Source organism: Streptomyces sp. CS113 (genome assembly GCF_002188365.1).
GTDB lineage: Bacteria > Actinomycetota > Actinomycetes > Streptomycetales > Streptomycetaceae > Streptomyces > Streptomyces tendae.
On sequence record NZ_KZ195574.1, the window covers coordinates 412,557 to 438,627 of the forward strand.

A 26,071-nucleotide genomic window follows, 5' to 3' on the forward strand; every position below is an offset into this window, starting at 1 on the left:
CAGCATTCCATCTAACCCCTAACTCACACTTGACAGGTTAGCTTCGAAGTGCTGGACTCCACCTAACCATCAAAAACAAATTAAGGGGTTGCCATGAGTGTCGCCGTGCACCACAGGACCGCCACCGTCGACGGCCTGGACGTCTTCTACCGGGAGGCCGGTGACCCGCAGGCGCCGACCGTCGTGCTGCTGCACGGCTTCCCGACGAGCAGCCACATGTTCCGCCACCTGATCCCGAAGCTCGCGGACGCCTACCACGTGATCGCACCCGACATGATCGGCTTCGGCCTGTCGGCCATGCCCGGGGCCGACGCGTTCGACTACAGCTTCGACACCCTCACGAACGTGACCGTCGGCCTCCTGGACCGGCTCGGGGTGGCGCGCTTCGCGGTGTACGTGCAGGACTACGGGGCGCCGGTGGCGTGGCGCATCGCCATCCGGGCCCCGCACCGCGTCACCGCGATCGTCACGCAGAACGGCAACGGATACACCGACGGGTTCGTCAAGGAGTTCTGGGACGGGCTCTTCGCCTACACCGACGACCCGACCCCCGAGACCGAGGCACCCGCCCGGGCCGCGCTGACCCCCGAGGCGATCCGCTGGCAGTACCTGAACGGGGTGCCCGACCAGAGCCTCGTGAGCCCCGACACCTGGACCCTCGACCAGGCCCTGCTCGGACGGCCGGGCAATGACGCGGTCCAGCTCACGCTGTTCCGCGACTACCCGACCAACGTGGCCCTCTACCCCCGGCTCCACGCGTACTTCCGCGAGACGCGGGTGCCGCTGCTGGCCGTGTGGGGGGCCAACGACGAGATCTTCGGCCCCGAGGGCGCCCACGCGTTCCGGCGCGACCTGCCGGATGCCGAGATCCACCTCCTCGACACCGGGCACTTCGCCCTGGAGACCCACCTGGAGGAGATCGCCGGCCGTATGCGGGACTTCCTCGCCCGGGTCGGCGCCTAGCCGGCGCCTAGCCCCCCGCGCCGGTCACGAGTCGGCCGGCCGGCCGAGGACGTACGGCGCGAGGATGTCGGCCACCGTCCGGTTGCGCGGGACGGGCACGCCGAGGCGGTCGGCGAGGTCGACGACTCCGCCGCTCAGCCAGGGCAGTTCGAGTCGGTTGCCCTTCTCCAGGTCGTTGTGCAGGGACGAGGTCATGCCCGCGGGGAGCGTGTCGCAGAAGTCGAGCCGGTCCTCGGCGAAGGCGCTGTCCAGCCGTACCCCCGACGCCCGCGCCACGGCCACCGTCTCGGCCATCACGTCGTGCAGGAGGCGTCGGCTCCGCTCGTTGGAGCGGACGACTCCTATGGGCCGGCGGACGGTTGCCGTGGTCGCCGAGAGACCCACGAGGAACACGAACTTCTCCCAGATCGCCCGCTCGATGTCGTCACTCGCCTCGGCCTCGATCCCCGCGTCCCGGAACGCCGCGAGCACGGTCCGGCTGATCGCCGGCCGACCGGACCGGTAAGGGCCGAGGACGACCTTCTGGAGGGTGCTGTTGTGCCTGACCACCCCGGGTTCCTCGATGAAGGCGGAGATGAAGCAGACCCCGCCCAGGACCTGTTCGTCCGTCAGCCGGCCGCGCAGTACGGCGTCCTTGTGCACCCCGTTCTGCAGGGACAGCACCGGAGCCCCGTGTACCGCCGAGGACCGCAGCTGGTCGGCGACGGCCTCGGTGCCCCACAGTTTGACGGCGACGAGGACGAGGTCGGCGGGGCCCAGCTCCGAGATGCTCCCCACGAAGGAGTCGGGCGAGGTGCGCAACTCGCCCAGAGGGCTGTGGACGACCAGTCCGGACCGGCGCACGGCCTCCAGGTGGGCGCCGCGGGCCACGAAGGTGACCTCGTTCCCCGCGGCGGCCAGCCGGGCCCCGAAATACCCGCCGACGCCGCCCGCCCCGATCACCGCGATACGCATGACTCCGCCCCCACTCTCCCGGCACCCGTCTGCCACTCTCTTGGTAACCGTCTGAACGGTTACTATAGAGCCATGGACGCCGAGCGGCGCGAGCCCCGCAGAAGGGTCACCGCGCACCTGCGGGAGCTCCGTTTCGACGCGGGGACCCTGTGTCTGGACCTGGTGGCCACCGTGGGGCGCAGGCCCGAGGCCCCCGTCGAGCGGATGGGCGACGCCGCACGCCTGAGGGCCTGGTGCCGGGGGGTGGGGGTGACGCTGGAGGAGGGGTACGACCCCCAGGGCGTCCTGAAGTCGCTGCACGCGCTGCGCGATGCCGCATACGACATCGCCTCCGCCGCCCTGGACTCGCACCGGCCGCGGCAGGAGTCGGTCGACCTGGTCAATCTGCTGGCCGGGGCGGAACCTCCGGCACCCCGACTGGAGTCGACGGCTGCGGGCGGGTGGGCGCCGAAGTCAAGCCGGCCGCTGACCGAGGAAGCCCTGCTGTCGCTCGTCGCACGGGACCTGATCGATCTCGTGACCGACGACGCACGCCGGACCCGGCTGACCGCCTGCGCCTCCGAGGTGTGCCGGATGCTGTGCCTCGACTCCGGTGGCGGACGGCCGCGCAAGTGGTGCTCCATGCGCCGCTGCGGCAACCAGGCCAAGGCGGCCGGCCGCCGCCTGCGGGCATCGGCGTCCTGAGGTCGCCACGCCGCCGAGCGGGGCGGGAGGCCGTGCGGGCGCCGGGGCTACGACTTCACGAAGGTCAGGAGGTCCGGGTTGATGACCTCCGGATGCGTCGCGTGCATGCCGTGCGGGAACCCCTCGTACGACTTCAGGGTGCCGTTCTGGGCGAGTTCGGCGGACCGGGGTCCCGCGTCGGCGTAGGGCACGACCTGGTCGTCCGTGCCGTGCGCGGCGAGGAGCGGTACCCGGATCTGCTTGAGGTCCTCGGTGAAGTCGGTCTCGGAGAACGCCTTGATGCACTCGTAGTGCGCGTTGACCGCGCCCCTCATCCCCTGCCGCCACCAGTTGTCGATGAGCCCCTGGGACACCTTCGCGCCCTCCCGGTTGAAGCCGTAGAACGGCCCGGAGGGCACCTCGATGTAAAACTGCGCGCGATTGGCGGCGAGGGCGGCGCGGAACTCGTCGAAGACCTCGATCGGCGTACCCCCCGGGTTGGACGCGGACTTGACCATCACCGGCGGCACGGCGCTGAGGAGTACGGCCTTCGCCACGCGGCCCGGCTCGGCCCGCGCCACGTAGCGCGCGACCTCGCCGCCGCCGGTCGAGTGCCCGATGTGCACGGCGTCCCGCAGGTCGAGCGCCTCGGCCAGGGCCGCGACGTCGGCGGCGTAGGTGTCCATGTCGTGGCCGGTCGAGGGCTGGGCGGACCGTCCGTGACCGCGGCGGTCGTGGGCGATCACGCGGTAGCCGTGCGAGAGGAAGTACAGCATCTGGTTGTCCCAGTCGTCGCCGCTGAGGGGCCAGCCGTGATGGAACACGATCGGCTGTCCGTCGCGCGGCCCCCAGTCCTTGTAGAAGATGTCCGTGCCGTCGGAGGTGGCGACCGTACCCATGACTGATCCTTCCGCGTGTGCGACTGATCCCCGCGAGCCACCTTACGCCGATAACCGACATACCTCATTTTTCACTCATAATGACCTGATCTTGAAGTACCGAACGGCGGAGGAAGCAATGGCAGCCGGACCGCACAGGGTGGGCGTCCTCGTGTTCGACGGCATGAAGCTGCTCGACCTGTCGGGGCCGGCGGAGGTCTTCAGCGAGGCCAACCGGTTCGGCGCCGACTACCGGCTGAGCATCGTCTCGGCGGACGGGTCGCCGGTGTCCTCGTCCATCGGCATGCGGGTGCCGGCGGACACGGACGCACGGGCCGCGGCGGCCTACGACACGCTGGTCGTGGTCGGCGGCGACGCCTTGCCGGCCTCCCCCGTCGACCCCGCCCTCGGCGCGGCCGCGAAGGCACTGGCACAGCGGGCGGGGCGCGTCGCCTCGGTGTGCACCGGTGCCTTCGTGCTGGGCGCGGCGGGCCTCCTGGAGGGCAGGCGCGCCACGACGCACTGGCAGCACACCGACGCACTGGCCCGGCGGTGTCCGGCGACGCGGGTCGAGCCGGACGCGCTCTTCGTGAAGGACGGCACCACGTACACGTCCGCCGGTGTGACCGCGGGCATCGACCTCGCCCTCGCCCTGCTGGAGGAGGACCACGGTCCCGCCCTGGCCCGTCGGGTCGCCCGCTCGCTGGTGGTGTACATGCAGCGGGCCGGCGGCCAGTCGCAGTTCTCCGCCTCGCTCCAGGGGCCGGCTCCCCGGACCCCGGTGCTGCGGCTGGTCCAGGAGGCGGTGCAGGGCGACCCGACGGCCGACCACGGCCTGGAGGCCCTGGCCGCGCGGGTGCGGGTCAGTCCACGCCATCTGACCCGCATGTTCCGCACCGAGTTGGACACGACGCCGGCGAAGTACGTCGAACTGGTCCGCTTCGACCTGGCCAAGGCCCTGCTCGACGCCGGGCACAACGCCACCGAGGCGGCCACCCGATCGGGCTTTTCGAGCTACGAGAGTCTGCGCCGGGCCTTCATCCGGCACCTGGGCCTGTCCCCCATCCGTTACCAGCGGCGCTTCGCCACCACCGTGCGGGAGTCATGACCGGTTTCGAGGGACACCTGGCCATCGGGGAGCGGACGCGGACCGGCCGTGCGGCGCAGGGTGGGAACCGACACGACAGGCACCGACCCGTGAGGACCGCCATGACCGAGACCATCGCCGGAGTCGACATCCCCGACAGCTCGCTCGCGCGGGAGGCGACCGCACTCGTCCGTGACACCACGCCGCCCCTGATCTTCCACCACTCGCGGCGCGTCTACCTGTTCGGGAGCCTCCAGGCCGCCGCCCTGGGCCTGCGGCCGGACCCGGAGCTGCTGTACGTCGCCGCGCTCTTCCACGACACCGGCCTGGTGCCGCCCTACCGCAGCGACGACCAGCGCTTCGAGATGGACGGCGCGGACCAGGCACGGGCGTTCCTGCTGGCCCACGGCGTGCCCGAGGCCGACGCGGGCACGGTGTGGACGGCCGTCGCGCTGCACACCACCCCGGAGGTCCCCTACAAGCTGGCGCCGGAGATCGCGGCGACCACCGCGGGTGTCGAGACGGACGTGCTCGGCCTGCACCTGGGCCGCATCACCCGGGCGGAGATCGACGCGGTCACCGCCGTCCACCCCCGCCCGGACTTCAAAAAGCAGATCCTCCAGGCGTTCACGGACGGTTTCAGCCACCGTCCGGACACCACCTTCGGCACGGTCAACGCGGACGTCCTGGAGCACTTCGTGCCGGGCTTCCGGCGCACGGACTTCGTCGAGGTGATCGAGAACTCCGCCTGGCCGGAGTGACCCCGCCCCCGGGCCCTAGGGCGCGGGGTTGCGGCGCGGGGACAGGACGGCGTTGGGGAGCGCCGGCGCCGGGAGGCGGTCGCCGGGGTAGCCCTCGACCCGGCCGAAGCGCCCGGACTCGTTCTCCCAGTCCGTACGGGCCGCCGCGATCTCGTCGTGGGTGCGTCCGACGAAGTTCCACCACATGACGAGTTCCTCGCCGAAGGGCGGGCCGCCGAGCAGCAGGGCCCGGGCGGTCCCGGAGCTCTCGTTCGTCAGCGTGAGCGTGTTCCGTCCCGGCGCGGCGTAGGCCAGTTCGGCGGGGCGTACGGCCGTGCCGTCGACGCGCAGGCCGCCGGTGTCGAGGAGGACGCCGTGCTCGAAGCCGGGGTCGACGTCGAGGGTCACGGCGGCGCCGGGGGCCAGGGTCAGCTCGGCGCCCAGCAGGGGCGTGAAGGTGTCGACGGGCGAGGTCTCCCCGGCGAGCGAGCCGAGGAAGACGCGCGCCTCGCCGCCGTCGAGGGCCACCGGGGCGGGCACGTGGTGCTGGAAGTCCGGGGCGGTGTCGCGGTGCTCCGCGGGCAGCGCCACCCACAGCTGGACGCCGTGCAGGACGGTGGTGTCCGGCGTGGACACCTCGGAGTGGCTGATGCCGCGGCCGCCCGTCATCAGGTTCACCTCGCCCGGCCTGACGAACGCGTGGCTGCCCAGGCTGTCCCGGTGCTCGATCACTCCGCTGAACAGCCAGCTGACCGTCTGGAGGCCGATGTGCGGATGGGGGGCGACGTTCATGCCGCCCGACTCCGCGACCGCGTCGGGTCCGTAGTGGTCGGCGAAGCACCAGGCTCCGATCAGCGTCCGGGCCCGTTGGGGCAGGGTGCGGCGCACCGTCATGGCGCGCGGCCCGCCGAGCGGGACCTCCCGCGCGGTCAGGATCTCCACGCCGGCGGCGGACGTGCCGTTGTGCCGTGCCCCGCGCCCGACTTCGGCGGGATGCGCTTCCGTGTTGCTCACCGCTTCGTCCTCCCACTCACCCTGAAAGTTTCACTTTCAACTTCTATGGTTCGATGATAGGACGTCACGAACGCCGAGGCGCAACGGAGGGCACACCCGCATGACGCAGACGCCGGTACGCAGCGATGCAGGCACCGCCGAGGACAACGAAGAGCGGCGCGTGTTCATCGACAAGCAGAGCCCCGAGGCCTACACCGCACTGCGCGCGACGGCGGAGGCCGTACGAGGCGTCGCCGCGGCGGCCGGACTCGACCGGACCCTCGTGGAGCTGGTCAACATCCGCGTCTCCCAGCTCAACGCCTGCGCCTACTGTCTCAACGTGCACACCAGGGCCGCACTGCGGGGCGGTGAGACGACCCAGCGGCTCGGGGTGCTGCCGGCCTGGCGCGACACCGAACTGTTCTCGCCCGCCGAACGCGCCGCGCTCGCCCTCGCCGAGGCCACCACGCATCCCGCCGACGCGCATGCGCAGAGCGCCGCGTACGCGCAGGCGCGGGGCGTCCTGTCGGAAGACCAGATCTCCGCCGTGATCTGGGTGGCGATCAGCATCAACGCCTTCAACCGGGTCTCCGTCCTGAGCAAGCACCCGGTGCGCGGCGCTTCGCCCGCCTGACTCCCGGTCCGCCCCGCGGATCACGCGACATTCGTACAAGACCCCCGCCCGGTCACGGGCGCACGATGCCCGCATGAGTCAGTACGACGCCGAAATGTCGCACGGAATGCACGTGGTCCACGACGGTCCGCCGCAGGCGCCGCCCGTCCTGCTCATCCACGGTTCGGGGGCCTCGGGCGCCTCGTGGGACCTGGTGGTACCGGTGCTGGCCGAGCGCCGTCACGTGGTGCGGATCGACCTGCCAGGGTCCGGCACGTCCCCGCCGGTCCCGTCGTACGACGTGCCGTTGCAGGCGGGCCGGGTGGCGGCACTCCTGGACGACCTGGGGCTCCGGTCCGTGACGGTGGTCGGCCACTCCAGCGGCGGTTACGTGGCCACGGCCCTCGCGGAGCGGCGTCCCGATCTGGTGGGGGCGATCGCTCTGGTCAGCACGGGCCCGAGTCTGGACGCGCTCCTCCCGCAGCCGATGATCCTGAGGCTCCTGCTGGCCCCGCCCCTCGGCCCGCTCCTGTGGCGGCGGCGCACGGACGCGATGCTCCGCAAGGCGATCGGGGCGACCGCCGCCCGGTCCGTGGACGTCCCGGCCGACATGCTCGACGACCTGCGGGCCACCTCGTACCGCTCCTTCCGGACGGTGGCGCGCGGGAACACGGCCTACCTCGCCGAGCGGAGCGTGCCCGAGCGCCTGGCCGCGCTCACCGTCCCGGTGCTGGTGCTCTTCGGTGCCGCCGACCCCCGGTGGGAGCCGTCGTCGGCACACCGGTACGAAGCCGTGCCCGACGCGCGGCTCGAGCTGCTGCCCGGCGTCGGCCACCTGCCTCCCCTGGAAGCGCCCGGGACGACCGGCGAGCTGCTGCTCGGCCTCGCCGTGCGGGACGCGGGCCTCCCGTCCGTCGGCCCCGAGTCCTAGACTGACCGCGTGTTGTCCACCGAGGCACCGACCGGGGCGCCACCCGACTGGTCGAGGGTGGACGTCGCGGTCCCGCGTCCCTCGGCCCGGCTGCCGGGTATCAGCATGGCCGGGTTCAGCCAACACGTGTCCGCCTTCGTGGACATGGCGATGGTCGCGCATCCCGCCGTCACCGTGCTGCTCGACCTGAGCGAGGGCGACGGCCTGCTGTACAGCACCCGGGGACGCCACGGACACGGCAGCGTCGTCGTCGGGCTCGCCCCGGGCGACCTCAGAGCGGCGGGCCGGGTGGGCACGTGCCTGCAAATCAGGCTGGAACCGGCGGTGGCGGCCAGGGTGCTCGGCCCGGCCGCCGCGCTCGGCGGGCGGGTGGAGTCCTTCGGCGACGTCTGGGGCCGCGGCGCGGAAGCCGCCGTCGACGCGCTGCGCGCCGCCGGGTCGTGGGACGAGCGGTTCGCGCTCGCGGCGGACCTGGTCCGCCGCCGCACGGCCGACCTGCCGCCGGTCGACCCGGAGGTGGCCCACACCTGGCGGACGACACGCGCACACGGGGGGCGCGTACGGGTCGACGGTCTCGCCGACGAGGTCGGCTGGAGCCGCAAGCGGCTGTCGGCCCGTTTCCACGCCCAGCTGGGCATCACGCCCAAACGAGCCGCCCGGCTGGTGCGGTTCGACCACGCCGCCCACCTGCTCGCGGCCGGACTGGCCCCGGCCTCCGTCGCCTTCGAGAGCGGCTACGTCGACCAGTCCCACCTCCACCGGGAGGTCAAGGCGTTCACCGGCCTCACCCCCACGGCCGTGGCCGGCGCACCGTGGCTCGCGATCGACGACGTCGCGTGGCCGGGCTCGTCACCGGCACGCCCCCCGGAGCCGGCGGGACCCGGGGGGCCCGTGCCGCGCCGAATGGCACCGGCCGGCCGTGCGTGGAATCGTGGACGGACGGCATCCACGGATGCTCACTGACACGGACACGAACTCGGACACGGACCCGCACCGAGCAGACGTCTTCCGAAGGAGGCACGCATGTCCTCGAAGCGACGCCGGAAGAAGAAGGCCCGCCGCAACCACCCCGCCAACCACGGCCGCCGGCCCCAGTCCTAGGACACCTGTCCGGCCCCTCCCCCCGGCCCGCGGCGTCGGGGGGAGGCGGTTCTGGCCCGCCCGTGCGCGTCGTGGCCCGACGGCCCGGACCCGCACACCGGAGGTGACCCCATGAAGATCCACCTCACCAGCGTCTTCGTCGACGATCAGGAGCATGCACTGCGCTTCTACACCGAGGCGCTGGGCTTCCTGAAGAAGCACGACGTGCCGGTGGGGGCGGGCGGGGACCGGTGGCTGACCGTGGTCTCCCCCGAGGCGCCCGACGGGACCGAGCTGCTGCTCGAACCCTCTGCCCATCTCGCGGTACGGCCGTACCGGACGGCGCTGGCCGAGGACGGCATCCCGGCCGCCTCCTTCGCCGTGGACGACGTACGGGCCCAGTACGACAGGCTGCGCGGACTCGGGGTGCACTTCACCCAGGAGCCGCTGGAGACGGGTGCGGTCACCACGGCGGTCCTCGACGACACCTGCGGCAATCTGATCCAGATCATGCAGGTCCAGTAGCGGACGGGGGCGGACGGGCCGGGCGCCCGCTACTGCCCGCCCGTCGCGCTCTCGATGCGGTCGGCCAGGGTCGCGGCGAACTCCTCCGCGCGCGCCAGCTGCGTGCGCAGGTCGGCGACCCGCTGCCGGGCCGCTTGCTCGAAGCCGCGTACCCGCTCCAGGAGCCGCGCGCGTTCGTCCGCCGGCAGCTGCTCGCCGCCCCGGTCCAGGCGGTCGGTCGCCTCCAGGAGGGCGCGCATCTCGTCGAGGGTGAAGCCGAGCGGCTTCATCCGGCGCACGACCATGAGGCGGGCGACGTCGGCCTCGGTGTACAGCCGGAAGCCGCCCTGGGAGCGGGCGGACGGAACGACCAGGCCCGTCTCCTCGTAGTGCCGGATCGTGCGCAGCGACAACTCGGTCCTGGACGCCACCTCGCCGATCTGCATGTGCCCGCCGTTCACGCCCGCGCCTTCCTCCTCGTCCGTCCTGCCGTCGTCACGACGGCCGGGATCCCTACCGTAACGTTAGGGTAGAGTAGCCGGGTACCGTACCGACGCCGGCAGGAGAGAGCGAGCGCATGCCGATGACGCCCCGCGCCGCCGCCTGTCCGCCGTGACGCTTCGCCGCTGAGCGGCGTCCGCCCGTCGGCGCGCCGTCTCCTCCCGTTCGGTCCGCCGCCGCGCGGCCCTCGCGCAGGACCGGCCCGGCCCTCGCGCTCCCCCGCACGCCCCTCGCCGCCGGGCGTGCCCGACCACGACAGGTACCTCCCTCTTGTCTGCTCCCGTGCTCTCCCCCGCCGCGCGCCTGCGCGGCCTCAAGCCCGACTGGATCTCCGACCCGAAGGTGTGGCGCACCGAGGTCCTCGCCGGACTCGTCGTCGCCCTGGCGCTGGTCCCCGAGGCCATCTCCTTCTCGATCATCGCCGGGGTGGATCCGGAGATCGGCCTGTTCGCCGCGTTCACCATGGCCGTCACCATCTCGGTCGTGGGCGGCCGTCGCGCGATGATCTCCGCGGCGACGGGTGCCGTGGCCCTGGTGATCGCCCCGTTGAACCGTGAGCACGGGCTCGGGTACCTCGTCGCGGCGGTCATCCTCGCCGGAGTCTTCCAGGTGGTCCTCGGCGCGCTCGGGGTGGCCAGGCTGATGCGGTTCGTGCCGCGTTCGGTGATGACCGGCTTCGTCAACGCCCTCGCCATCCTCATATTCATGGCGCAGGTGCCCGAGATGACCGACGTGCCCTGGCCCGTGTACCCGCTCGTCGTGGGCGGCCTGGTGCTGATGGTGCTCTTCCCCAGGATCACCAGGGTGATCCCGGCGCCGCTGGTCTCCATCGTCATCCTGACGCTCGTCACCGTGGCGGCCGGCATCGCGGTACCGACCGTCGGCGACAAGGGCGAGCTGCCCCACGCGCTGCCGGTGCCGGGGCTGCCCGACGTGCCGTTCACCCTCGACACGCTGACGACCGTCGCCCCGTACGCGCTCGCCATGGCGCTGGTCGGGCTCATGGAGTCGCTGATGACGGCGAAGCTGGTGGACGACATCACGGACACCCACTCCGACAAGACCCGCGAGTCGATCGGGCAGGGCGTCGCCAACATCGTCACCGGCTTCTTCGGCGGCATGGGCGGCTGCGCCATGATCGGCCAGACGATGATCAACGTGAAGGTGTCCGGCGCGCGCACCCGCCTGTCCACGTTCCTGGCGGGTTCGTTCCTGATGGTCCTGTGCATCGTCTTCGGCCCGGTCGTGTCCGACATCCCGATGGCCGCCCTGGTCGCGGTGATGGTCATGGTGTCCTTCGCGACGTTCGACTGGCACTCCGTCGCGCCGCGGACCCTCCGGCGGATGCCCGCCGGCGAGATCCTCGTCATGGTGGTCACCGTCGCCGTCGTGGTCGCCACCAGCAACCTCGCCATCGGCGTCGTGGTCGGCTCCGTCACCGCCATGGTGATCTTCGCCAGGCGGGTGGCGCACCTCGCCGACGTCACCTCCGTCACCGACCCGGACGGCGGCCAGGTCGTCTACTCCGTCACCGGCGAGCTGTTCTTCGCCTCCAGCAACGACCTCGTCACGCGCTTCGACTACGCCGGCGACCCCGACCAGGTCGTCATCGACCTGTCCGCCACCCACATCTGGGACGCCTCGTCCGTCGCCGCGCTGGACGCCATCGAGACCAAGTACGCGCAGCGCGGCAAGCGGGTCGAGATCGTCGGCCTCAACGAGCACAGCACCCTGTTGCGCGAGCGGCTGGGCGGCACGCTCGCCAAGAACCACTGACCGTCCCGCCGACGTCACCCCCGGGGCGGGCGGAACTGGGGGCCGTAGGTACCCCGGGTGCCGGGGATGCCGGTTTCCATCAGCTCCAGGGCGGGGCCCTCCAGCGCGCGCATCGTCCGCACGGCCGAACCCAGGGTGCGTGCGTCGCCGTCGGCCCAGGCCGCCTCCAGGGTGCTCAGCACCTTGGCGTAGGCGGTGTCGAACCGGTCGAGGAGGTCCGCCACCCGCTGCGGCGGGTCGGGCCAGCCGCCGGCCGGCACCCGGGCCATGGGGCGTGCGTCGGGGAAGGGCACGGGGGCGCCGGTGAACCGCCACTCGCCGTCCTCCTGGCGCAGTTGCCGCCCGTGGTAGATCTCGCCGAACGCGTAGTAGTGGGCCGGGTAGTCGTCGCCGAAGGCGTCCTCGGGGGAACTGGTGGTGCCCTCGCCCTGCTCCTTGATGATCTCGATCGCCCGCTCGACGCCGTCGAGGTCGGTGACGGGTTCCAGGACGTCGGACCCGATGTGCTCGGACAACTGCCCGCGGACGGACAGCTCGGGCGCCGTGGCCCGGAAGGCGGCCAGCAGGTCGTCGTAGAAGCGCCCGATGCTGGGCGAGTTGTTCATGCCGCGGGCCAGCGGCTCCTCCGGGGCTTCGATCGCCATCATCACGTCGTGCACGAAGGGCCTGGTGAGGCCCGAGAGGTAGACGTTCACGCCGTCGCGCACCCCGCCCGGCAGGGGGCCGGGGTAGGCGAGGGCCGCGTCCGTGATCCGGGGCCTGCCGCCCACGGCCACCAGCAGGTTGCAGACGACGCCCATGTGGTACATCTCGTCGCCGATGATGCGCCGGATCAGCCGGGCGACCTGGCTCGTGCGGTCCCCCACGGACCACCATCCGCACAGGTACGGCGGGATCGTGGCGAGTTCGAGTGCCACGGCGACCTGTAGGGCCTCCGTCAGCCAGTCGACGCCGCGGGAGCCTTCGGGGACGGCGAGCAGTCGCGCCACGGACCGGCAGCCGGACACGGCGCCCTCCGGCTGCCCGGCCGCGCGAACGGGGGCGACGGCCGAGACGGGAGTGGCGGCCGAGACGGGGGCGGCGGCCGAGACGGGGGCCGCGGCCGTCAGGACGGCCGACGCCATGAAGGTCCTTCGCCCGAACGGGGATCCCGCCCCCGACGATTCCTCGCGCACACCGGTCACCCGTACTCCCTCTGCCCGCCGGCGCCCGGCTCCGACCGAGACGTCCGGATTCCTCCGACGGCAGGCGAAACTAGCAGCGCCGAGGCCGTTTCCCCGGCGGGCGACACCGAGCGGGCCATCCTCAACCCGGTCGGCCCTGCCGGCGGCGTGCGCCGAGGGCGGCCGACGTCGGTCAGGAGGCTCCGGCGCCGCAGGACCTGCCGGTGCGGAGGTTGCTCGTGGCGCCGGTGATGACGGAGTCGAGTCGGTCCCGGGTGCCGACCAGGTCGGCGATCCGGCCCTCGACGCGGTCCCGCTCCGTGGCGAGGCGGTCGAGCAGTTCCGGCGTGGCCCTGCCGTCGACCGCGTACGGCATGAGGTCGACGATGGTCCTGCTCGACAGGCCCGCCGCGTAGAGCCGCTGGATCAGCCGGACATGACCGACGGCGCTCTCCGGATAGCGCCGCTGCCCGCTGTGACTGCGCTCCGGGACGAGCAGTTCCTGCTCCTCGTAGTAGCGCAGCGCCCGCACGCTGACGCCCGTTCGGGCGGCGAGTTCCCCGATGCGCATCCCGCGCCTCCTCTCCTGGGCCGGGCCACAGGACTTGCCTCTCACGTCAACGTGAGGTTTTAGCGTAACTCCCGACGGCCCCGCCTCGTCGCGGGCCCCTCTCCCCCACCCTTTCCGGCCGACAGAAAGAAGGCCCCTCATGACCACGCCAGTCGGTGTGCCGCCCCACATCGCCCCCGCCGCGCCGGTCGTCTCGGTCGCACCCGTCGTGCTGCCCGCGCCCGGGCGCGGCGAGGACCTGCGCGTGCGCGTGTCCGCGCCGGTGACCGGGCACGGCCTGCCCGTCGTCCTCCTCGCGCACGGATTCGGCTCGTCGCTCGAGGGCTACGGCCCGCTCGCCGACCACTGGGCCGCCCACGGTTTCGTGGTGGTCCAACCCACCCATCTCGACTCGCGGACCGTGGGCCTCGCCGAGGACGACCCGCGCAGGCCGGGGCTGTGGCGCTCGCGCGTCGAGGACATGCGGCGGGTCCTCGACGACCTGGACGCGGTGGAGGCGGCCGTCCCCGGACTCGCCGGGCGGCTGGACCGGTCCCGCGTCGCGGCGGCCGGCCACTCCTTCGGCGGCCAGACGGCGGGCATCCTGCTGGGGCTGCGCGTCCGCGACCCCGCCACCGGCGAGATGGAGGACCTCTCCGACCCCCGGGTCGGGGCGGGCGTGCTGCTCGCCACGGCCGGTGCGGGCGGCGACGCCCTGACGCCGTTCGCCGCCGAGCACCTCCCGTGGCTGAGGCAGCCCGACTTCGGCCGCATGACCACACCCGCCCTGGTGGTCTCGGGCGACAAGGACGACCTCCCCCTCACCGTCCGCGGTGCGGACTGGACGGCCGACCCGTACGTCCTGAGCCCCGGAGAGAAGAGCCTCCTGACGCTCTTCGGCGCGGAACACTTCCTCGGCGGCATCTCCGGCTACGAGGTCGCCGAAACCACCGACGAGAACCCCGCCCACGTCGCCCTGGTGCAACGGGTCACCCTGGCCTACCTGCGCCACGCCCTCGGCGTCGACAGCACCGAATGGGCGGCGGTGCGCGGCGACCTCGCCGGGGACGCGCATCCCCTCGGGCGGCTCGAGTCCAAGAGGGCTTCGGGCTGACAGGCCGTCGGTCCGCCGCCGTGGAGCCGGTCAACGCGCGTTCTGCGGGCCGTGGTTCGCCGTTGACACACTCTTGACACGGTCACGTCGATCGCTTGTATGGTCTAGTCCAACAGAACTCACCGCTCCGTTTACGGAGTTGAGCCCTGCCGGGGTCCCACGCCCCTGCGGGGACGGTGGGTGCGCGTCACCTTCGCGCCTCCTGGCCCCACCCACGAGAGGCCGTACTCGGCGTGCGCGCGGTCCCCCCACACACGGCCGCGCGTGCCCTGGGACGGCCGGATGTGAAGGAGTTCCCATGCACGCACGACGGAAGACCGCTGCCCTGATCGGCGCGGCCCTCGCCCCGGTCGTGGCCGTGAGCCTGCCCGCCTCGTCGGCGAGCGCGCACGGCTACATCTCCGACCCGCCGAGCCGGCAGGCCCAGTGCGCCGCGGGCACGGTGTCCTGCGGCGACATCACGTACGAGCCCCAGAGCGTCGAGGGCCCCAAGGGCCTGACCAGTTGCAGCGGCGGCAACAGCCGGTTCGCCGAGCTGGACGACGACAGCAAGGGGTGGAAGGTCACCCCGGTGTCGAAGACCACGACGTTCTCGTGGCGGCTCACCGCACAGCACGCCACCACCACCTGGGAGTACTACGTCGGCGGTCAGCGGATCGCACTGTTCGACGACGGCGGCGCGAAGCCGGACGCGGTCGTGAACCACCAGGTCGACTTCGGTGGGCTCACCGGACAGCAGAAGGTCCTCGCCGTCTGGAACGTCGCCGACACGTCCAACGCGTTCTACGCCTGCATCGACGTCAACGTCGGCGGCTGACGGGCCGGGCGGAGCGGTCCGGGAGCGATCCCGCCCCTTCCGGGGCGCACGGTCACTCCCCCCTCCGCCCTCCCCGCCTCCCTCCTCCCACCCGACTGGAGTCCCATCGATGCAGCACCGCAAGCTCGCACTGCTGGCCGCGACCGGCGCGGCCGCCGCCCTGTGCACCCTGACCATGGCGCCGTCGGCCGTCGCCGAGAAGTCCGCGAAGCCCGACACCCCGGCCGCCGCCGCCGAATTCGTGGTCAGCGAAGCCCAGTTCGACCAGATGTTCCCGAGCCGGAACTCCTTCTACACCTACGACGGTCTCACTGCCGCGCTCAGCGCCTACCCGGGGTTCTCGAACACCGGCAGCGACACGGTGAAGAAGCAGGAGGCCGCCGCCTTCCTCGCCAACGTCGGTCACGAGACCGGCGGACTGGTGCACGTCGTGGAGCAGAACACCGCCAACTACCCGCACTACTGCGACGCCTCGCAGCCGTACGGCTGTCCGGCCGGCACCGACAAGTACTACGGGCGCGGGCCCGTCCAGCTGAGCTGGAACTTCAACTACAAGGCCGCCGGGGACGCCCTCGGCATCGACCTGCTCAACAACCCCGACCTGGTGCAGAACGACGCGGCCGTGGCCTGGAAGACGGGCCTGTGGTACTGGAACACCCAGACCGGGCCGGGCACCATGACCCCGCACGACGCCATGGTCGACGGCGCCGGGTTCGGGGAGACCATCCGCTCCATCAACGGCAGCCTGGAGTGTGACGGGGGCAATCCCGGACAGGTCCAGAGCCGGATCGACAACTACGAGCGCTTCACCCAGCTCCTCGGCGTCGAGCCCGGCGACAACCTGAGCTGTTAGCGGACCGCGCCCGGCCCGCCGGCCCCCTCGCGCTCACCGGCACGCCCGGCCGCGAGGGGGCCGCGCCGTCCGGCCGGCCTCCGTACCCTCGCCGCCCACCGCGGCGGGACCGGGACCCCGGCGCCGGTCGTCGGGCGGCAGGAGCGGGGGCCCGGTGTTCCGCCTGGGCCCGGATCCCGGCTCGGGACACGTACGCCGCGGCGCGGAACGCCTCCTCGCAGGAGGCGAGGGCCGCACCGTCGTGCCGCCCACCGGGCCGGGCGCCACCCCCTCGGCGGGCGTCACTCCCCCGGCCCGCTGCCCGTCGCGGGCGCACCCAGCCGGGCGAGATCCTCGGCGTCCGGTTCCTCCAGCAGGAACCCCGCGCCGCCCTCCAGCATCCCGGCGATCTCGGCCGAGCGCGGGAGCATCGTCTTCTCGTAGGTGCGGACGGCGTCGTCGACGGTGGCGGAGCGGGCGAGGGCGAGAGCGAGTTCCGCGGCGTCGAGCATGGCCAGGTTGACGCCGACTCCGAGCGGGGGCATCAGGTGCGCGGCGTCCCCCAGGAGGGTCACGCCGGGTGTGTGCCGCCAGGTGTGCGGCACGGGCAGGGCGAAGAGCGGGCGGTCGACGTAGGCGCCGTCGTTCTCGGTGATCAGGCGGAGGATGCGCGGCGACCAGCCCGCGTACTCGGCGAGGAGCCGCGCGCGGATGCCCTCGGTGTCCTGCGGACGCAGGCCGCTCGCCGCCATCCAGTCCAGGGCGGCCCTGCGCATGATGTAGACGCGCATGTGTCCGCCGCTGCCGCGCTGGGCGAAGAGACCGCGCTCGCCGTCGGCCACATGGGCACTGCCCCGGCCGACCAGCTCGGACAGCTCCGGGTGCGCGGACTCCATGCCTTCGAACCACGCTTCGAGGAAACCGACGCCGGTGTAGCGCGGTACAGCGTCGGAGACCGCCGCGCGGACGCGGGAGAAGGCGCCGTCCGCCCCGATCACGAGGTCCGTCTCCACGGTGCTCCCGTCGGCGAACGTCAGGGTCCGCGGCCCGTCGGCCGGCCCGCCCACCGATTCCAGGGTGTGCCCCCACCGCACCGTCCCGGCGTCGAGCGAGCGCAGCAGGAGGTCCCTGAGCTGGCCGCGGTCGATCTCCGGGCGGGCGGTCTCCCCCGCGTCCGGCAGCCGGTGGCCGAGCAGGCGCCCCGCGGCGTCGAAACGGCGTTCCTCCTGGCTCTCGCACCTGGCGAGCGCGAAGAACTCCTCCAGCAGGCCGGCTTCCCGCAGTGCGAGCTGCCCGTCCTCCTCGTGCAGGTCGAGCGAGCCTCCCTGGTCCCGGGAGGCGGCGTCCGGATCGCGGTCGTACACGGTCGCCGCGATGCCGTGCCGCCGCAGGACGCGGGCGCAGGTGAGCCCGCCCGGGCCCGCGCCTATGATGCTGATCCGCGCGACCGCGGGCGTCGGAGTGTTCATGGTGGCTTCCTTCCGTCGGTGGATCCCCCGTGGACCCACCAAAGCAGAAACGAGTGAGAAACTGCAACTGTTCCAGTTTCTGCATGACTCACTTTTCTGTCTTCGGCCGGTTACTGTGTCGTTCCAGTCGTCGGTTAGAGTGGCGCCATGTCCGACTCACCGACCCCAGGCCGCCGCGAGCGGAAGAAGGCCGCCACCAGGCAGGCCATCGCCGACGCCGCCCTCGAACTCTTCCTGGAGCACGGCTTCGAGCGGGTCAGCGTCCGCGACGTCGCCGAGCGGGCCGACGTCTCGACGACGACCCTCTTCGCGCACTTCCCGAGCAAGGAGGCGCTGGTCTTCGACCGCGAGCAGGAGGTCGACACCGCGCTGGCCGCCGCCGTGCGCGAACGGCCCGAGGGGCTGGGAGTGGTCGAGGCGCTCCGCGCACACGCCCTGGAGTCCTGGGTGCCGATCGCGTCCGACCCGCGCCGGGCGGACTTCACCGCTCTGGTCGGCGACACGCCCGCGCTGCGCGAGTACAGCGAGCGCATGTGGATGCGACACGCCGGCACCCTCAGCGCCGTGATCGCGGCGGAACTCGGCCGGGAGACGGACGACCCCGGGTGCGCGGCGCTGGCCCGGTTCGTCCTGGAGATCCCCGCCCTGACCACGGGACGGCAGGACCCCCGGGCGACCGTGGAGACGGCGTTCGACCTGCTCCTGCACGGTTGGCGCGCGCAGGCCGGCCCGTCGGACGGGTCCGCCTGCGCTCAGGCGGCCCGCGGGTAGTCGGGCAGTTCCAGGGACGAGTGGGCCGCCCGGCCCTCCGTCGCGCTCGCCGTCACCAGCGCCCTCGCGGCCGCCTCCGGGTCGCGCAGCAGGGCGTTGCGGGCCTCGATCTCCTGCCGCGTCACGGGGGTCACCGCCGAGCCGCCGCTGGTGGCCAGCGCCTGGTTGCGCTCCGCGAAGGGCCGGACCCGGCGCTCGTAGGCCGCGAAGGCGTCGGCGTGGTCCGCGTGCGTGGCCAGTTCGCCGGCCAGGACGTACGCGCCGACGAGCGCGACGCTCGACCCCTGGCCGGAGATGAACGACGTGGCGTGCGCGGCGTCGCCCGCCAGGACGACACGCCCGTGCGACCAGGTGGGCATGTGGATCTGGCTGACGACGTCGAAGAAGAGGTCGTCGGCCTCCCGCATGGCCTCGAGCATGCGCGGCAGGTGCCAGACCCGCTCGGGGAAGCGCGCCGCCACCAGGTCGCGCTGGGCCCGGGGGTCGCGGAAGGCCTCGAAGGGCGGGGTGTCGCGGGTGAAGTTGAGGAAGCCGTGCACCGGGTCGGAGGGCTCGTGGGCGTAGAGGACGGCGCTGCGTCCCGGTTCGTTCCACATGACGGCCTCGCGCGCGAGCCCGAACTCGTTCGGCAGCGTGAAGCCCGCGAAGACCCGCCCGAGGTAGCTGTGGAACGGCTCCTCCGGGCCGAAGACCAGCCTGCGCGTGTTCGAGTGCAGCCCGTCCGCGCCGACCACCAGGTCGAAGGTGCGGCGCGCGCCGCTGTCGAGGACGACGTGCACGGCGTCCCCGTCGTCGTCGAGTGTCGCGATCGAGTCGTTGAAGAGGAACTCGACCCGGTCCCGCAGCGGGGCGTAGAGCACCTCGGCCAGATCGCCGCGCCGGACCTCGAGATCCACCCCGGCCGCTCCCCCGGTCAGCTGCTCGGGGTGCAGCGAGCCGACCTCCTCCCCCGCGGCGTCCACGAAGGTGATCCTCCGACTGTCGACGTGCGCCTCGGTCAGCGCCGGCAGGAGGCCCATACGCTCCACGGCCTCGCGGGCCGTTCCCCGCACGTCGATCGCGTAGCCGCCCCCGCGGACGGCTGCGGCCTTCTCGACCACGGTCACCTCGAAGCCGTACCGGTCGAGCCAGTACGCGAGCGCGGGGCCCGCGATACTGGCTCCGGAGATCAGTACGCGGCGAGCGGGACGGGACGTGCGGATCATGGCTTCTCGCCTTCCACCGGGGCGGACCCCGGCGAGTCGGAGGCACGTGCCGCTCGGCATGCAAGCATACGTACCTCAGGTATCTTTATGGAGGCCATACGGCACCCTCCCAGGCACCGGCCGCTCCCCACGATATAGATACCTAACTCAGGTATGCAAATGGAGATCCGCATGACCCCCGAGTCTTCCGGCCCCGCCGGGCCCTCCGCGCCCGACGATCCGCACCCCGACCTGCTGAGCGTGCTGCCGCGGCTCACGCAGCTCAGCGCCGCCTTCACCAAGGGCCGGCTCACGGAACGCGCGGCCGAGGCGGCCGGGCTCGCCCTCGACCGTCCCGCCATGGGCGTACTGGTGACCCTCCGGACGGCCGACCGGCCGCTGCGGATCGGTGAGATCGCCGACCGGATGCAGGTCGTCGGCCCGCACGTCACCCGCCAGGTCCAGGCGCTGGAGAAGCGCGCTCTGGTGCGCCGGGTCGCCGACCCCCACGACCGCCGCGCGAGCCTCATCGAGCCGACCGGGGCGGGCCTGGAGGCCGCCGACCGGTATGTGACGTCCCTGCTCGGCTGGTTCGCCGAGGCGCTCGCCGACTGGCCGCGGCAGGACCGCGAGGACCTCACCCGCCTCCTCACCCGCCTCGCCGACGACGTGACGGCGCGTCTGGCCCGGCTCGACGCGGAGGAGTGAGCGCTCAGTGCGCGCGGCGCCCGGCCCGGCGCAGGATCGCGTCCGCCTGCTCCGGGTGTTCCTCGAGCCAGGTGCCGAGCCGCTCCCGTACGGCAGCCTCGACGCGGGCCCGCACCGCGGCGCCGGCCAGCTCGCCCCGGGTGGAGCCCTGGTAGTCGGGACGGTCGACCTTCACCGACACAACCGCCGTCAGTCCCTCACCGGTCCGCTGCGCGCCGGAGGCGGGGCCGTGGCCCCACGCCGGGCCGCGCGCCCGCGCGCGGGCGTCGAGCGCGGCCGCCACTCCGTCGCGCAGGCCCGCCACATGCGCGCCGCCCTGAGGCGTGGGCGAACTGTTGGCGAAGCTCCGTACGCGCTCGTCGCGGGCGTCGGACCATCGCAGGGCCACCTCCACGGTCCCGGCCATCCGCGGGTCCTCCCGCTCGAACCAGACGACGTCGGGGTGCACCGGCGTCCCCACTCCCGCGGCGAGGAGGGCCACGAAGTCCCGTGCTCCTCCGGGGAACCGGAACCGCACCGACCGGGCCGGCCCCGACCGGCGCGCGGGGCGTTCGTCGGTGAGCGAGATGCTCAGGGCCCGGTTCAGCAGGGCCAGCTCCCTGAACCGCTCCTCCAGCGCGGGGAACGAACACTCCCGGGTGTCGAAGATGCCGGCGTCGGGCCAGAAGGTGAGGGTGGTACCGCTGCCCGCGGCCCTTCCCCCGGCGACGGGCGGGCCGAGCGCGACGCCGCGCGCGTACTCCTGGACCCAGCGCGTCCCCGCCCGTCGCACCTCGGCCGTCAGGCGGCTCGACAGCGCGTTGGTGACGGCGGGCCAGATGCCGAGGGGGGCCAGCACCGCGGTGTGCCGGTCGGCCGAATCGGGCGCGAACGCCACGCGGGTCAGCAGCGTTTCGAGACCGGGGCCTTCGGTGTGGCCGGCGGCCTCGACGGGGACGCCCGGTCCGTCGTCGGCGACCCGCACTCCGCCGTCGCGCGTGAGCGTGACGTCTACGTGGCGTGCCCGGCCCGCCAGGACCTCGTTCACCGCCCGTCCGGCGACTTCGAACACCATCTGCCGCACGCCGCGTTCACCGGTCGAACCGACGTACATGCCGGGCCGCTTGCGGATGGCGTCCCGCGCTTCACGCATCCCGATCCGGCCGGCCTCGCGGTCGGTGGTGCCGCCACTCATGAATCACCCTCCCCGGACTGTCCGTTCAGCACCCCCAGCCTGCGCGGATCGTCGGAATGCGCAAGTTCGCCGACGGTTGCCCGCTGCCGTGGCCGGACGGTCGCCGGGCTGCCGGGAGTTGGTCGGAGCCAGGGCGTCGGGCATGGTGCAAGTGCGCCGGAAGGGGCCGCCGAAGCCGCCCACGGCGCCTTTCCCGGCGGCGCCGGGCCCACCGGTTTCGGGAGTCCCGCGACGGCCCCCGGCGCGGGCGGCGACCGGGCCTACCCGGTGGCCCCGGAGCGGGCTCGCCACAGGTCGCGCAGGAGCGCGATCTCGGCCATGTGGTGGATGAACTCCAGATTGTCCCCGGCCACGACGCCGATGTAGGGGTCGTCCGGATCGGAGCCGTAGGGGTACTGGGAGAAGCCGACGGTGTCGAGCTGCTCGTCGGTGACGCCCGCGACGTCCTCGCGCCAGCGGTCGATCACCGCCCAGAACCGTGCCAGCTCCAGGGCGGCGGAGGGGGTGAAGTCGACCAGCAGCCGCGGGTCCCGGCGTCGTTCACCGAAGGTCCACTCCCACTGGCCCGCGAAGCAGGAGTGCAGGTGCGAGAGCCGCCAGGCGATGGTGGTGACCGGCGTCGGGTCGGGCTCCGGCGTGCCGGTGTGGGCCAGGACCTGCTCGACGCGCTCGACGCTCACGCTCCAGTCGTCAGCGATCTTGGTCACCGCCATGCCGCTCGCGGCCTGCCGGGCCACCTCCGCGTACTCGTTCGCCGGGATGTCGGGGGCGCCCTTGTCCAGCACCCACTCGCCCGGCCCGTACGCCCTGGGCGTCACCGCCTCGCCCCGGCGGCGGATCGACCAGCAGTCGGCCGCGGGCTCCCACAGGTACTCCTCGTCGCCGAGCCCGGCCAACCGCACCTGTGCCATCTCCCTGGCCTGGTCGAACTGGTCGAGCAGTACGCCCAACCGGTCCGTCCGCGCGCCCTCGATCGCCATGCCCGGCCCCTTCCACGGTCGTCACGGTGCGCCCGCGCCCCGCGGCGCCCGGCGGAGGCGAGGCTAACGAGTCGCGTCCCGCGGGCGCGACCCATTTCCCCGCCGCACGGCGCGACGGCAAGCCCCCGCCGCGGCACGGCCGTTGTCGCATCCCTTGATGCGGCCCTCAGGGCGTGCATAGGATCGTGAGGACAGTGGTTGAATCGTTTCAACCTCTTCGCTCCCCTCCGTAGGACAGGCAGCCGACGCGAGTCACACGCGCGGTGCGTTCCCGCTGCGTCGGCACGACGAGCAAAGGCGGACACACATGACCGAGGAACCGGCCGGGGACACGGCCGAGGGCTGGAACCGCAGAGTCTTCCTCCGCGGCACGGTGGCGACCGCGGGTGCCGCCGGCGTCACCGCGCTGACCACCGGCGGCGCGGCCGCGGCTCAGGGCGCCGGGGGCGCGGGCGGCGCGCCTCGGACGGAGGCGGGACTGCACGTCGTGCGCACCGGTGTCGAGTACGCCGGGAACCTGCTCGGCACGGACGTGGAACTCCCCCGGCTGTCCTGGGAGCTGGCCGCCCCCGGACACGACGCCCGGCAGACCGCCTACCACGTCCGGGTCACCCGGGACACCGGTGGCCGGGGCTCCCGCACCCGCACCGTGTGGGACTCGGGCAAGGTCGCCTCCGACCGCAGCGTCGGCATCCCCTACGGCGGGCCCGCGCTGCTCCCCCGCACCCGCTACCACTGGCAGGTCCGGGTCTGGGACGCCGCGGGACGCCGCTCCCCGTGGAGCGAGAGGCGCTGGTGGGAGACGTCGCTGCCGGACGACGGCTGGCTGGCGCGCTGGATCGGCGCCGAGGAGCCGCCCGCGCCGCCGTCCCTGGAGGGCGCCTCCTGGATCTGGTCCCCCGGTGCGACCTCCTCGGACGCCCCGGAGGGCGAACGCCGGTTCCGCGCCACGCTCGCCCTGCCCGCGGGCGCCGTGGTGAAGCGGGCCGTGGTGAGCGCCACGGCGGACGACGACTTCACCCTCTACATCCACGGACAGCAGGTGCTCCACGCACCGCCGCAGACCGACGGCTGGCGCACCGGCCGCACCGCCGACGTCACGGAGCAGGCGCGCTCCGCCGGCGGCGGCATCCTCGTCGCCGTCCTCGCCACCAACCGGCCCGGGGCCAGTGTGAACCCCGGCGGACTCGTCGCCCGCCTCCTCGTCGAGACGGAGGACGGACGCACCCACGAACTGCGCACCGGCGACGGCTGGCGCACCACCGACGCGGCACCGGAGGGCTGGGAGCGCCCGGGGTTCGACGACGGCGACTGGGCACCGGCCGCCGTGCTGGCCCCTTACGGCGAGGGCCCCTGGGGCGGCAACGTCTCCGTCGCGGCTCCCGAGGCACCCGCTCCGCTGCTGCGCCGCTCCTTCACCGTCCGCGGCCGGGTGACCCGCGCACGCCTGCACATCAGCGGACTCGCCTACTACGAGGCCGAGATCAACGGACGGCGCGTCGGCGACCAGGTCCTCGACCCCGGTTTCACCGACTACGACGAGACGGTGCTGTACGCCGTCCACGACGTGACGGAGCTGCTGAGGCGCGGCGAGAACGCCATCGGGGTCGCCCTCGGACGCGGCTTCTACGGCATGACGACACCCAACGTCTGGAACTGGCACCGCGCCCCCTGGCACGGCGAGCCCCGGCTGCTCGCGCAGCTGGAGATCGACCACCCGGACGGGACCCGCACCACCGTCGCCACGGACACCGAGTGGCGCATCACCGAGGGACCGACCCGGTCCAACTCCCTGTACGCCGGGGAGACCTACGACGCCCGGCGGGCGCCCGACGGCTGGTCCCGGCCCGGGTTCGACGACTCCGGCTGGCGGCCGGCCGGTGTGCGCGAGGCGCCGGGGGGCACGCTGCGCGCACAGCCGCACGACCCGATCGGAATCGTCGGCACCGTCCGCCCGACGGCGATCGAGGAACTGCGCGCCGACGTGTACGTCGTGGACATGGGCCGCACCATGGCCGGCTGGACCCGGCTGACCGTGCGCGGGGCCCCCGAGGGCACGACGGTCCGGCTCGTCCACGGCGAGAAACTCAAGGATGACGGCAGTGTGCACGCGGAGACCGGGCACGTACCCGGCCGCTTCCAGACCGACGAGTACGTGTGCGCCGGGCGGGACGAGGAGGTGTGGGAGCCGAGCTTCTCGTACAAGGGCTTCCGGTACGTCGAGGTCCACGGCCTGCCCGCGCGTCCTGAACCGGGGGACGTGCTGGGGCGGCTGGTGCACTCCCGCGTGGACGAGGTCAGCTCGTTCTCCTGCTCGGAGCCGTTCTACGAGTGGCTGGACAGGGCCATGCGGCGCACCGTCCTCAACAACCTGCACGGCATTCCCACCGACACGCCGATGTACGAGAAGAACGGCTGGACCGGCGACGCCCAGCTCGGCACGCCGGTCATGACGTACGCCTTCGGCATGCAGCGCTTCCTGTCCAAGTGGCTCGGGGACCTCGCCGACAGCCAGAACGACGACGGACAGCTCCCCGTGATCGTGCCCAGCGGCGGGTGGGGGTACGGGGATCTCGGCCCCTCGCCCGAGTGGACGACCGTGTATCCGTTCGTGGTGCGCGAGTTGTACCGGGTGTACGGGGACGAGCGGGCGGCCCGGGAGCACTGGCAGACCCTGACCCGCTACCTGGACTGGGAGCTCGGCCGGCTGCGGGACGGCCTGGCCGTCACCGCGCTCGGCGACTACCTGGCCCCCGGCTACGGCGGCAACCCGCCCGAGGACACCCGGCTGACCGCCACGGCCTATCTGTACCGGGCGCTGCTGCACACGGCGGAGCTCGGCGAGGCGCTCTCCGGCCTGCCCGGCGACAACGATGTCCCCGACCGCTACCGCGCCGCCGCCGAGGGTCTGCGGGACGCGTTCAACGCGGCGTTCCTGGGTCCGCAGGGCCACTACCGCACGGCCAAGGACCCGGACTACCGGCAGACGTCCAACGCGATTCCGCTGGCGTTCGGGCTGGTGCCGCCGGGAGCCCGGGCCACGGTCCTGGAGAGCCTGGTCGCCGACATCGACAGGCGCGGGAACCACCTCAACACGGGGGCCCTGGGCACGAGCGTGCTGCTGCGGGTGCTGTGCGCCCACGGCCGCCCGGACGTCGCCCACGCCGTGGCCACCCGGCGCACGTACCCGAGTTGGGGCTACTGGCACGACCACGGCGCCGACACGATGTGGGAGATGTGGCCGCTGGACTCCCGCTCCCGCGACCACTACTTCCAGGGCACCGTCGCCCAGTGGCTGTACGAGAACGTGGCCGGGCTCAGGCCCGGCGACGCCGGGTGGCGCACCTTCTCCGTGCGCCCCGACGCCCGTACGGGGGTGGACTGGGCGCGCACCTCGATCCGCACCGTGCGCGGCGAGGCGGCCGTGGCGTGGTCCGCCGTGGGCGGGAGGCTGCGGCTCACCGTGCGCGTGCCGGTCGGGTCGCGGGCGGAGGTCCACGTGCCGGTGTCCGGGGCCGGGCGCGCGAGCGCGCCCGACGGGGCGGAGTTCCTGCGCTCGGTGCCCGGCTTCGACGTCCTCGAAGTGGGCCACGGCAGGTGGGAGTTCACCGGCGACGCGTGACGCG

General features: G+C 73.0%; 25 protein-coding genes. 15 read left to right on the forward strand and 10 right to left on the reverse strand.

Annotated elements, in window-relative coordinates; translation table 11 throughout:
* Positions 1–93 precede the first annotated feature (93 nt).
* The gene (locus tag B9W62_RS01560; protein WP_087804400.1) at positions 94–963 is read left to right on the forward strand and encodes an alpha/beta fold hydrolase; all 870 of its coding nucleotides are present in this window, start codon (positions 94–96) and stop codon (positions 961–963) included.
* A gap of 24 nt (positions 964–987) precedes the next feature.
* Here B9W62_RS01560 and B9W62_RS01565 read toward each other — a convergent pair whose 3' ends face one another.
* Positions 988–1,917, reverse strand: a complete 930-nt coding sequence (locus B9W62_RS01565) for a ketopantoate reductase family protein (RefSeq protein ID WP_087804402.1) — start codon at positions 1,915–1,917, stop codon at positions 988–990.
* Positions 1,918–1,989: 72 nt separating this feature from the next.
* On the opposite strand from B9W62_RS01565, the gene B9W62_RS01570 reads away from it, so the two are divergent.
* Positions 1,990–2,601, forward strand: coding sequence for a CGNR zinc finger domain-containing protein (locus tag B9W62_RS01570; protein ID WP_087804404.1), 612 nt, complete (start codon positions 1,990–1,992; stop codon positions 2,599–2,601).
* 47 nt (positions 2,602–2,648) lie between these two features.
* Here B9W62_RS01570 and B9W62_RS01575 read toward each other — a convergent pair whose 3' ends face one another.
* Positions 2,649–3,479, reverse strand: coding sequence for an alpha/beta fold hydrolase (locus B9W62_RS01575; RefSeq protein WP_087804406.1), 831 nt, complete (start codon positions 3,477–3,479; stop codon positions 2,649–2,651).
* Between the two features lie 118 nt (positions 3,480–3,597).
* On the opposite strand from B9W62_RS01575, the gene B9W62_RS01580 reads away from it, so the two are divergent.
* Together B9W62_RS01580 and B9W62_RS01585 are read left to right on the forward strand one after the other, a co-directional pair.
* Complete coding sequence (locus B9W62_RS01580; RefSeq protein WP_087804407.1) at positions 3,598–4,566, forward strand: GlxA family transcriptional regulator; 969 nt, start codon at positions 3,598–3,600, stop codon at positions 4,564–4,566.
* 101 nt (positions 4,567–4,667) lie between these two features.
* Positions 4,668–5,306, forward strand: a complete 639-nt coding sequence (locus B9W62_RS01585; RefSeq protein ID WP_179235299.1) for an HD domain-containing protein — start codon at positions 4,668–4,670, stop codon at positions 5,304–5,306.
* A gap of 15 nt (positions 5,307–5,321) precedes the next feature.
* On the opposite strand, the gene B9W62_RS01590 is transcribed toward B9W62_RS01585, so the two are convergent.
* A complete protein-coding gene (locus tag B9W62_RS01590; RefSeq protein WP_087804411.1) occupies positions 5,322–6,299 on the reverse strand; it encodes a pirin family protein in 978 nt (325 codons plus the stop codon).
* A gap of 100 nt (positions 6,300–6,399) precedes the next feature.
* Here B9W62_RS01590 and B9W62_RS01595 point away from each other — a divergent pair, with 100 nt between their 5' ends.
* From B9W62_RS01595 to B9W62_RS01610, 4 genes are all read left to right on the forward strand, one after another.
* Entirely contained in the window at positions 6,400–6,912 is a 513-nt protein-coding gene (locus B9W62_RS01595) for a carboxymuconolactone decarboxylase family protein (RefSeq protein ID WP_087804413.1), read from the forward strand.
* A 73-nt stretch (positions 6,913–6,985) separates the two neighbouring features.
* On the forward strand, positions 6,986–7,822 hold the full coding sequence (locus tag B9W62_RS01600; protein ID WP_087804415.1) for an alpha/beta fold hydrolase: 837 nt from the start codon (positions 6,986–6,988) through the stop codon (positions 7,820–7,822).
* A gap of 9 nt (positions 7,823–7,831) precedes the next feature.
* Entirely contained in the window at positions 7,832–8,785 is a 954-nt protein-coding gene (locus tag B9W62_RS01605) for a helix-turn-helix domain-containing protein (protein ID WP_087804417.1), read from the forward strand.
* Between the two features lie 249 nt (positions 8,786–9,034).
* A complete protein-coding gene (locus B9W62_RS01610) occupies positions 9,035–9,427 on the forward strand; it encodes a VOC family protein (RefSeq protein WP_087804419.1) in 393 nt (130 codons plus the stop codon).
* A gap of 29 nt (positions 9,428–9,456) precedes the next feature.
* Here B9W62_RS01610 and B9W62_RS01615 read toward each other — a convergent pair whose 3' ends face one another.
* The gene (locus B9W62_RS01615) at positions 9,457–9,867 is read right to left on the reverse strand and encodes a MerR family transcriptional regulator (protein ID WP_087804421.1); all 411 of its coding nucleotides are present in this window, start codon (positions 9,865–9,867) and stop codon (positions 9,457–9,459) included.
* 310 nt (positions 9,868–10,177) lie between these two features.
* Between B9W62_RS01615 and B9W62_RS01620 the strand changes: the two genes are divergently transcribed.
* A complete protein-coding gene (locus tag B9W62_RS01620) occupies positions 10,178–11,683 on the forward strand; it encodes a SulP family inorganic anion transporter (RefSeq protein WP_087804423.1) in 1,506 nt (501 codons plus the stop codon).
* Positions 11,684–11,697: 14 nt separating this feature from the next.
* Here B9W62_RS01620 and B9W62_RS01625 read toward each other — a convergent pair whose 3' ends face one another.
* A complete protein-coding gene (locus B9W62_RS01625) occupies positions 11,698–12,807 on the reverse strand; it encodes a ferritin-like domain-containing protein (RefSeq protein WP_179235300.1) in 1,110 nt (369 codons plus the stop codon).
* 232 nt (positions 12,808–13,039) lie between these two features.
* Positions 13,040–13,417, reverse strand: a complete 378-nt coding sequence (locus tag B9W62_RS01630; protein WP_087804425.1) for a MerR family transcriptional regulator — start codon at positions 13,415–13,417, stop codon at positions 13,040–13,042.
* A gap of 139 nt (positions 13,418–13,556) precedes the next feature.
* On the opposite strand from B9W62_RS01630, the gene B9W62_RS01635 reads away from it, so the two are divergent.
* From B9W62_RS01635 to B9W62_RS01645, 3 genes are all read left to right on the forward strand, one after another.
* A complete protein-coding gene (locus B9W62_RS01635) occupies positions 13,557–14,510 on the forward strand; it encodes an alpha/beta hydrolase family protein (protein ID WP_087804427.1) in 954 nt (317 codons plus the stop codon).
* Between the two features lie 298 nt (positions 14,511–14,808).
* A complete protein-coding gene (locus B9W62_RS01640) occupies positions 14,809–15,327 on the forward strand; it encodes a lytic polysaccharide monooxygenase auxiliary activity family 9 protein (protein ID WP_087804429.1) in 519 nt (172 codons plus the stop codon).
* Between the two features lie 109 nt (positions 15,328–15,436).
* A complete protein-coding gene (locus B9W62_RS01645) occupies positions 15,437–16,180 on the forward strand; it encodes a chitinase (protein WP_087804431.1) in 744 nt (247 codons plus the stop codon).
* Between the two features lie 281 nt (positions 16,181–16,461).
* Here the strand turns inward: B9W62_RS01645 and B9W62_RS01650 are convergent, their stop codons facing one another.
* Positions 16,462–17,628, reverse strand: coding sequence for an FAD-dependent oxidoreductase (locus B9W62_RS01650; protein WP_087804433.1), 1,167 nt, complete (start codon positions 17,626–17,628; stop codon positions 16,462–16,464).
* 147 nt (positions 17,629–17,775) lie between these two features.
* Between B9W62_RS01650 and B9W62_RS01655 the strand changes: the two genes are divergently transcribed.
* The gene (locus B9W62_RS01655; protein ID WP_087804435.1) at positions 17,776–18,399 is read left to right on the forward strand and encodes a TetR/AcrR family transcriptional regulator; all 624 of its coding nucleotides are present in this window, start codon (positions 17,776–17,778) and stop codon (positions 18,397–18,399) included.
* On the opposite strand, the gene B9W62_RS01660 is transcribed toward B9W62_RS01655, so the two are convergent.
* Positions 18,381–19,604, reverse strand: a complete 1,224-nt coding sequence (locus B9W62_RS01660) for an FAD-dependent monooxygenase (RefSeq protein WP_087804437.1) — start codon at positions 19,602–19,604, stop codon at positions 18,381–18,383. The genes B9W62_RS01655 and B9W62_RS01660 overlap by 19 nt on opposite strands.
* A gap of 171 nt (positions 19,605–19,775) precedes the next feature.
* Between B9W62_RS01660 and B9W62_RS01665 the strand changes: the two genes are divergently transcribed.
* Positions 19,776–20,291, forward strand: a complete 516-nt coding sequence (locus B9W62_RS01665) for a MarR family winged helix-turn-helix transcriptional regulator (RefSeq protein ID WP_087811688.1) — start codon at positions 19,776–19,778, stop codon at positions 20,289–20,291.
* 4 nt (positions 20,292–20,295) lie between these two features.
* Here B9W62_RS01665 and B9W62_RS01670 read toward each other — a convergent pair whose 3' ends face one another.
* Positions 20,296–21,465 (reverse strand): DNA topoisomerase subunit B, encoded by a 1,170-nt coding sequence (locus B9W62_RS01670; RefSeq protein ID WP_087804439.1) that lies wholly within the window; start codon positions 21,463–21,465, stop codon positions 20,296–20,298.
* 260 nt (positions 21,466–21,725) lie between these two features.
* On the reverse strand, positions 21,726–22,445 hold the full coding sequence (locus tag B9W62_RS01675; protein ID WP_087804441.1) for a DinB family protein: 720 nt from the start codon (positions 22,443–22,445) through the stop codon (positions 21,726–21,728).
* A gap of 307 nt (positions 22,446–22,752) precedes the next feature.
* On the opposite strand from B9W62_RS01675, the gene B9W62_RS01680 reads away from it, so the two are divergent.
* Positions 22,753–26,067, forward strand: a complete 3,315-nt coding sequence (locus B9W62_RS01680; RefSeq protein ID WP_087804443.1) for a family 78 glycoside hydrolase catalytic domain — start codon at positions 22,753–22,755, stop codon at positions 26,065–26,067.
* The last annotated feature ends 4 nt before the right edge of the window (positions 26,068–26,071 follow it).